The following is a 7,072-nucleotide window of genomic DNA, read 5'->3' on the forward strand; positions in this document are numbered from 1 at the left end:
GACGGGGAGACCCGTCCGGGCGCCCTTCGCCGTGCCGGTACGGGACGGTATGGAGCGGGTCCTGTCCGTCGGTTTTCCGCCACTGACACGCCCGTACGGATACATGGTCACTGCACGTTCCGGCGGGCCGTGCGGTACAACGAGCTGACGCCCCTTCACGGGACTCGCACAGGGGATCACCGTGCGCATCCGAACTCCCGTCGGCCGACCGTCGCGATCTCAGTGGCTCCCGTGACCCACCCTTAACCGCAAAGGAGATGACCCGTGTCCGACACCGCCATCCCCGGCCCTGTCCTGGTCGTGCTGCTCGGCGCGGCCGGCAGCGGCAAGAGCACCGTGGCCGCCGACTGGCCGCCGGGCAGCGTGCTGGAGCTGTCCGCACTACGCGAGCTGATCTGCGACGACGCCGTGGATCCCGGAGCCACGGAGGAGGCGGTGTACACGCTGGGCACGATCCTGGAGGGCCGCCTGGCCCGCCGGCTGACCACGGTCGTGGACGCCGACGCCAGCACCGACCCGGCGACCCGGGCCAAGTTCCTGGAACTGGCCGAGCGCTACGAGGTCCCGGCCGCGGCCTTCGTGATGACCACCCCGCTGAACGTCTGCCTGGAACGCAACGCGATACGCCCCCCACAGCGCCGAGTCCCCGAGGACGTCCTACGGGAGCAGTACGCCCAGGCGATCGACGCCACCCCGAACCTCCGAGCCGAGGGTTTCGACCATGTGGAGGCGCTGTACGGCGGTGGGTGAGCCGGTTTCGCCGCGCCTCGGCCCCGCCCGACACCACGGGCGGGGCTTTGACCGACCCAAGAATTGTCATGAACATGCAGAGAGATATTGAAGGCACCCCCCACCTCCGGGACAGTCGAAGCATCGATCAGGAGGGGAACATGACGATGCGAGCGGCAGTCGCCGGAGCCAGTGGATACGCGGGAGGCGAGCTTCTGCGCCTCCTCCTCGGCCACCCCGAGGTGGAGATCGGAACCCTCACCGGGAACATGAACGCGGGCCAGTTGCTCGGCTCACTGCAGCCGCACCTGACCCCGCTCGCCGACCGCGAGCTCGCGGCCACCACCACCGACGCACTCGCCGGACACGACGTCGTGTTCCTCGCCCTCCCGCACGGCCAGTCGGCCGCCGTGGCCGAGGAACTGGGCCCGGACGTACTCGTCGTGGACTGCGGAGCGGACTTCCGCCTCCAGAACGCCGCCGCCTGGGAGACGTACTACGGTTCGCCCCACGCCGGCACCTGGCCCTACGGCCTCCCCGAACTGCCGGGCTGCCGCCCCGAGTTGCGCAAGGCAACCCGCATCGCGGTGCCCGGCTGCTACCCCACCGCCGCCTCGCTCGCGCTCTTCCCGGCGTACGCGGAGCGGCTCGCCGAGCCGGAGGCCGTCGTCGTGGCGGCCTCCGGCACCTCCGGAGCCGGCAAGGCGCCCAAGCCGCACCTGCTGGGCAGCGAGGTCATGGGCTCCATGTCCCCGTACGGGGTCGGCGGCAGCCACCGGCACACCCCCGAGATGGCGCAGAACCTCGGCGCCGCCGCGGGCGAGCCGGTCTCCGTCTCCTTCACCCCCACCCTGGCCCCGATGCCCCGCGGCATCCTCGCCACCTGCTCCGCCAAGGCCCGCCCCGGCGTCACCGCCGAGGACGTCCGGGCCGCCTACGAGAAGGCTTTCGCGGACGAGCCGTTCGCGCGGCTGCTGCCCGAGGGACAGTGGCCGAACACCGCCGCCGTGTACGGCTCGAACGCCGCGCACATCCAGGTCGCACTGGACGACTCCGCCCGCCGGATCGTCGCGATCAGCGCCATCGACAACCTCACCAAGGGCACCGCCGGCGGCGCGGTGCAGAGCATGAACATCGCCCTCGGCCTCCCCGAGGAACTGGGTCTTTCCACGATCGGAGTCGCACCATGAGCGTCACCGCAGCAAGGGGATTCACGGCGGCGGGCATCGCCGCCGGCATCAAACAGAACGGCAACCCGGATGTCGCCCTCGTCGTCAACGAGGGCCCGAAGGCCGCCGCCGCGGGCGTCTTCACCGCCAACCGCGTCAAGGCCGCCCCCGTCCAGTGGTCCCAGCAGGTCCTCAAGGGCGGCACGGTCCGCTCGGTCGTCCTCAACTCCGGCGGCGCCAACGCCTGCACCGGCCCCCAGGGCTTCGAGTCCACCTACGCCACCGCCCAGAAGGCCGCCGCCCTGCTCGGCCACTCCGTCAGCGAGGTCGCCGTCTGCTCCACCGGGCTCATCGGCGTCCAGCTCCCGATGGACAAGCTGCTGCCGGGCGTCGAGCGGGCCGTCGCCGCACGCTCCGCCTCCGGCGGCGAGCAGGCCGCCGTCGCCATCAAGACCACCGACACCGTGCACAAGCAGTCCGTGTACGACGGCGAGGGCTGGACCCTGGGCGGCATGGCCAAGGGCGCGGGCATGCTCGCGCCGGGCCTGGCCACCATGCTGGTCGTCCTCACCACCGACGCCGACCTGGACAGCGCCGCCCTCGACCGCGCCCTGCGCGCCGCCACCCGGACCACCTTCGACCGCGTCGACTCCGACGGCTGCATGTCCACCAACGACACCGTGCTCCTGCTCGCCTCGGGCGCCACCGAAGTCACCCCGCCCCACGAGGAGTTCGCCGAAGCCGTACGCACCGTCTGCGACGACCTCGCCCGCCAGCTCATCGGCGACGCCGAGGGGTCCAGCAAGGACATCCGTATCGAGGTCGTGGGCGCGGCCACCGAGGACGACGCCGTCGAGGTCGGCCGCACCATCGCCCGCAACAACCTCCTCAAGTGCGCCCTCCACGGTGAGGACCCCAACTGGGGCCGCGTCCTGTCCGCCATCGGCACCACGAACGCCGCCTTCGAACCCGAGCAGTTGAACGTCGCCATCAACGGAGTCTGGGTCTGCAAGGGCGGCTCCGTGGGCGAGGACCGCGAACTGGTGGACATGCGGGGCCGCGAGATCCGCATCACCGCCGACCTGAACACGGGCGGCGACTCCGCCGTCATCTGGGCCAACGACCTCACCGCCGAATACGTCCACGAGAACAGCGAGTACGCCTCATGAGCCTCCTCACCGATCTCACCCCGACCCTCCTGGCCGCCGAGCGCAAGCACATGGCACTGCCCAAGGCGGACGTCCTCGTCGAGGCGCTGCCCTGGCTGGTGCGCAACCAGGGCAAGACCGTCGTCATCAAGTTCGGCGGCAACGCCATGGTCGACCAGGGCCTCAAGGCCGCCTTCGCCCAGGACATCCTCTTCCTGCGGCAGGCCGGGCTGAAGCCGGTCGTCGTCCACGGCGGCGGCCCCCAGATCAGCAGACAGCTCGAACGCGTGGGCCTGGAGTCGGAGTTCACCGCCGGGCTGCGCGTCACCACCGACGAGACGATGGACGTCGTACGGATGGTGCTCGCCGGGCAGGTGCAGCGCGAGCTGGTCGGGCTGCTCAACGAGCACGGGCCGCACGCCGTCGGCATCACCGGCGAGGACGCCCGCCTGATGACCGCCGCCAAGGCATACGCCCAGGTCGACGGCCGGCCCGTGGACATCGGCCGGGTCGGCGAGGTCGCGGGCGTGGACACCGGAGTCGTCCAGGACCTGCTGGACAACGGCCGTATCCCCGTCATCTCCTCCATCGCCCGCAGCGACGACGCCAAGGACGCGGCCGAGGGCGGCGTGTTCAACGTCAACGCCGACACCGCCGCCGCGTCCCTCGCCGCCGCGCTCGGCGCCGAGATGCTGCTGATCCTCACCGACGTCGAGGGCCTCTACGCGGACTGGCCGCACAGCGAGGACGTGATCCCCAAGCTCACCGCCGGCGAGCTGGAGCGGCTGATCCCGACCCTCGCCAGCGGCATGATCCCCAAGATGCGGGGCTGCCTGAACGCCGTGAACGGCGGTGTGAGCACGGCCCGCGTGATCGACGGCCGGGTGCGCCACTCGGTGCTCCTGGAGATCTTCAGCGACGACGGCATCGGCACGATGGTCGTGCCCGACGAGCAGCCCTTCGAAGGAGCGGCGGCATGAACGGCGAACCGGCCACAGCGGGCGACCATACGGACCGTACATTCCGAGCGGGCGAGGTGAACCCCGAGGACGGCACCGGCAACGAGTCCCTCACCCGGCGCTGGCAGGGCGCCATGATGGACAACTTCGGCACCCCGCGGCTCCCCCTCGTGGCCGGCCAGGGCACCAAGGTGTGGGACGCCGACGGCAACGAGTACCTCGACTTCCTCGGCGGCATCGCGGTCAACTCCCTCGGACACGCGCACCCCGCGATCCTGGAGGCGGTCTCCGCGCAACTCGCCCGCCTCGGTCACGTCTCCAACTTCTTCGTCGCCGAACCGACCGTGACCCTCGCCGAGCGCCTCCTCGAACTCTCCGGCCGTACGGGCCGCGTGTACTTCTCCAACTCGGGCGCCGAGGCCAACGAGGCCGCGTTCAAGATCGGCCGGCTCACCGGCCGCACCCGTGTCGTCTCCACGGCCGGCGGCTTCCACGGCCGCACCATGGGCGCCCTCGCGATGACCGGCCAGCCCGCCAAGCGCCGGCCCTTCCAACCGCTGCCCGGCTACGTCGACTTCGTCCCGTACGGCGACACGGAGGCCCTGCGAAGGGCGGTCAGCCACGAGACGGCCCTGGTGATCCTGGAGCCGGTGCAGGGCGAGAACGGCGTGGTCGCTCCGCCGCCCGGCTATCTCCGCGCGGCCCGCGAGATCACCGCCGCGACCGGCACCCTGCTGGTCCTGGACGAGGTGCAGACGGGCATCGGCCGCACCGGCCACTGGTTCGCCGCGCAGGCCGAGGGCGTGGAGGCCGACGTGGTCACCCTCGCCAAGGGGCTCGGCGGCGGACTGCCGATCGGCGCCACCCTCGCCTTCGGGGAGACCGCGCGGTTGCTCACCCCCGGCTCCCACGGCTCCACCTTCAGCGGCAACCCGGTCGTCTGCGCCGGTGCCCTCGCCGTCCTCGACACCATCGAGCGCGAGGGCCTCCTCGACCACGTCAAACGCGCGGGGGAGCGGCTGCGCCAGGGCATCGAGTCCCTCGGCCACCCCCTCGTCGACCACGTGCGCGGCGTCGGACTGCTGCTGGGCGTCGTCCTCACCGAGCCGGCCGCCGCCCGGGTCCAGCAGTCGGCGCAGGACGCGGGCCTGCTGGTCAACGCGGCCCAGCCGGACGTCGTACGCCTCACCCCGCCGCTCAACGTCTCCGACGACGAGGTGGACGTCTTCCTGGAGCGACTGCCGGGCGTGCTCGGCTGATCTGCTCGGCTGGTCGCCCCCGCACCGCAGCAAGAGGTACGCCGTTCCCCCTTGCGCACACTGTTCGCAGCGGCGTACTGTGTTCTTCAGAGCGCACGGCGTGTTCAACTGCTCGGCCCCGCGTTCGAGAATTAGGTAGAAAAAACCGCGCAGTTGGTTTGTACTAGAGGTCCGCTGCCCCACCACCCACCGCTCGAAAGGTTTGAAATGGATCGTCACCCACGCCGTTGGCTCATCCTGATCGTGTTGTGCCTCAGCACCCTGGTGCTGGTCATCGACAACATGGTCCTCACCGTGGCGATCCCGACGATCGCCGAGGACCTGAAGGCAAGCGCCCAGGACCTCCAGTGGATCCTCGACTCGTACATGCTGGTCTTCGCCGGATTACTGCTGACCGCCGGCAGCCTCTCCGACAAGTTCGGACGCCGTAAGGTCATGATCATCGGGCTCGCCCTGTTCGGCGCGGCATCGGTGGTGGCCATGGAGGCCACCACACCCGAGGCCCTGATCCTGGGCCGCGTCCTGATGGGCGTCGGCGGCGCGCTCGTCATGCCCAGCACACTGTCCATCCTCATCACCGTCTTCGACGACGACGAGCGGCCCAAGGCGATCGCCGCCTGGAGCGCGGTCGCGATGGTCGGCCTGGTCGGCGGTCCGGTCCTCGGTGGCGCGCTGCTCGCGCACTTCTGGTGGGGCGTCGTCTTCCTGATCAACATCCCGATCGCCGCCGTGGCCATCGTCGCGGCGCTGATCCTGATGCCCGAGTCCAAGGGCCCCTGGCGCAAGGCCGACCCGGTCGGCATGGTCCTCTCCATGGTCGGTATGACCGCCCTGATCTGGACGATCATCGAGCTGCCCAAGGGCGGGCTGGACCACACCGGCACGCAGGTCTCGCTCGCCGTGACGGTCCTCAGCCTGGTCGGCTTCGCCGTCTGGGAGACCCGTTCCGAGTCGCCCATGGTTCCGCTGTCCCTGTTCCGCAACCGCGTCTTCACCGGCGCCAGCTTCTCGCTCGTCCTGCTGACCCTCGCCAACGGCGGTCTGATGCTGGTGCTGACCCAGTACCTGCAGTTCGTCCTCGGCTACACCGCCACCGAGGCCGGTCTGGCCTTCACCCCGCTGGCCGTCGCCACCCTCGTGTTCAACAGCGTCGGCGCCGCCCTGCTCGCCAAGACCGGCAACCGGGCCATGGCGGTCGTGGGTCTGCTGGTCATCGCCTCCGGGTTCGGGCTGCTGTCGCAGATGACCACCGAGAGCGGCTGGGGCGTCCTGGCCGGGGCGATGTGCCTGATGGGTGCGGGCAGCGGTCTGGCGATGCCGGCGGCGATGTCGGCCATGATGGGTGCGATCCCGGACGAGCACGCCGGTGTGGGATCCGCGCTCAACGACACCATCCAGCAGGCCGGTGCCGCGCTCGGCGTCGCGATCCTCGGCGCCGTCCTCTCCAGCACCTTCACCAGCAAGATGCCCTCCGACGCCTCCGAGGCGGCCCGTACCTCCATCGGCGACGCGCTCGCGGTGGCCGGGTCCACCGGTGACAAGTCGCTGGTCGCCTCCGCCCACGAGGCCTTCACCGACGCGATGTCGGCGAGCTTCTTGGCCGGAGCGGCGGGTGTCGTCGGGGCCGCCGTCCTCGCCTTCTTCCTGATGCGGGACGGGAAGGGTACGGAGTCGGTTGCGACGGAGACGGAGGTGGACGCGGTCCCGAGCCAGGAGCTTGCCGAAGCCAGCCACTGACCAGGTCCCATGGGCCGGGACGGGTTCCCCGTACCCGGCCCGGCCCCGGGGCCGACCCCCCGACGCCCGAG

General features: G+C 70.9%; 6 protein-coding genes. All 6 read left to right on the forward strand.

The features are described 5' to 3' along the window. Positions 1-264 precede the first annotated feature (264 nt). The 6 genes from FNH08_RS40215 (at position 265) to FNH08_RS40240 (ending at position 7,001) form a co-directional block, all read left to right on the forward strand. A complete protein-coding gene (locus FNH08_RS40215; RefSeq protein WP_152776466.1) occupies positions 265-750 on the forward strand; it encodes an AAA family ATPase in 486 nt (161 codons plus the stop codon). A gap of 140 nt (positions 751-890) precedes the next feature. Next, the gene (argC, locus tag FNH08_RS40220) at positions 891-1,919 is read left to right on the forward strand and encodes an N-acetyl-gamma-glutamyl-phosphate reductase (protein WP_152776467.1); all 1,029 of its coding nucleotides are present in this window, start codon (positions 891-893) and stop codon (positions 1,917-1,919) included. Beyond that, positions 1,916-3,067, forward strand: a complete 1,152-nt coding sequence (gene argJ, locus FNH08_RS40225; RefSeq protein WP_152776468.1) for a bifunctional glutamate N-acetyltransferase/amino-acid acetyltransferase ArgJ — start codon at positions 1,916-1,918, stop codon at positions 3,065-3,067. The genes argC and argJ overlap by 4 nt, the downstream gene beginning before the upstream one ends. Beyond that, positions 3,064-4,026, forward strand: coding sequence for an acetylglutamate kinase (gene argB / locus FNH08_RS40230; protein ID WP_152776469.1), 963 nt, complete (start codon positions 3,064-3,066; stop codon positions 4,024-4,026). Before argJ ends, argB begins: the two co-directional genes overlap by 4 nt. After that, complete coding sequence (locus FNH08_RS40235; RefSeq protein ID WP_152776470.1) at positions 4,023-5,264, forward strand: acetylornithine transaminase; 1,242 nt, start codon at positions 4,023-4,025, stop codon at positions 5,262-5,264. The genes argB and FNH08_RS40235 overlap by 4 nt, the downstream gene beginning before the upstream one ends. Positions 5,265-5,471: 207 nt before the next feature. After that, positions 5,472-7,001: an MFS transporter gene (locus FNH08_RS40240; protein WP_152776471.1), complete on the forward strand. Its 1,530-nt coding sequence runs from the start codon at positions 5,472-5,474 to the stop codon at positions 6,999-7,001. Positions 7,002-7,072 lie beyond the last annotated feature (71 nt).

Source organism: Streptomyces spongiae (assembly GCF_009377185.1).
In the GTDB taxonomy this organism is placed as follows: Bacteria; Actinomycetota; Actinomycetes; order Streptomycetales; family Streptomycetaceae; genus Streptomyces; species Streptomyces spongiae.

Coding starts and splice junctions, on each gene's coding strand:
- argC (WP_152776467.1), top strand. CDS start 891: ATGACGATGCGAGCGGCAGTCGCCGGAGCCAGTGGATACGCGGGAGGC.
- argJ (WP_152776468.1), top strand. CDS start 1,916: ATGAGCGTCACCGCAGCAAGGGGATTCACGGCGGCGGGCATCGCCGCC.
- argB (WP_152776469.1), top strand. CDS start 3,064: ATGAGCCTCCTCACCGATCTCACCCCGACCCTCCTGGCCGCCGAGCGC.
- FNH08_RS40235 (WP_152776470.1), top strand. CDS start 4,023: ATGAACGGCGAACCGGCCACAGCGGGCGACCATACGGACCGTACATTC.
- FNH08_RS40240 (WP_152776471.1), top strand. CDS start 5,472: ATGGATCGTCACCCACGCCGTTGGCTCATCCTGATCGTGTTGTGCCTC.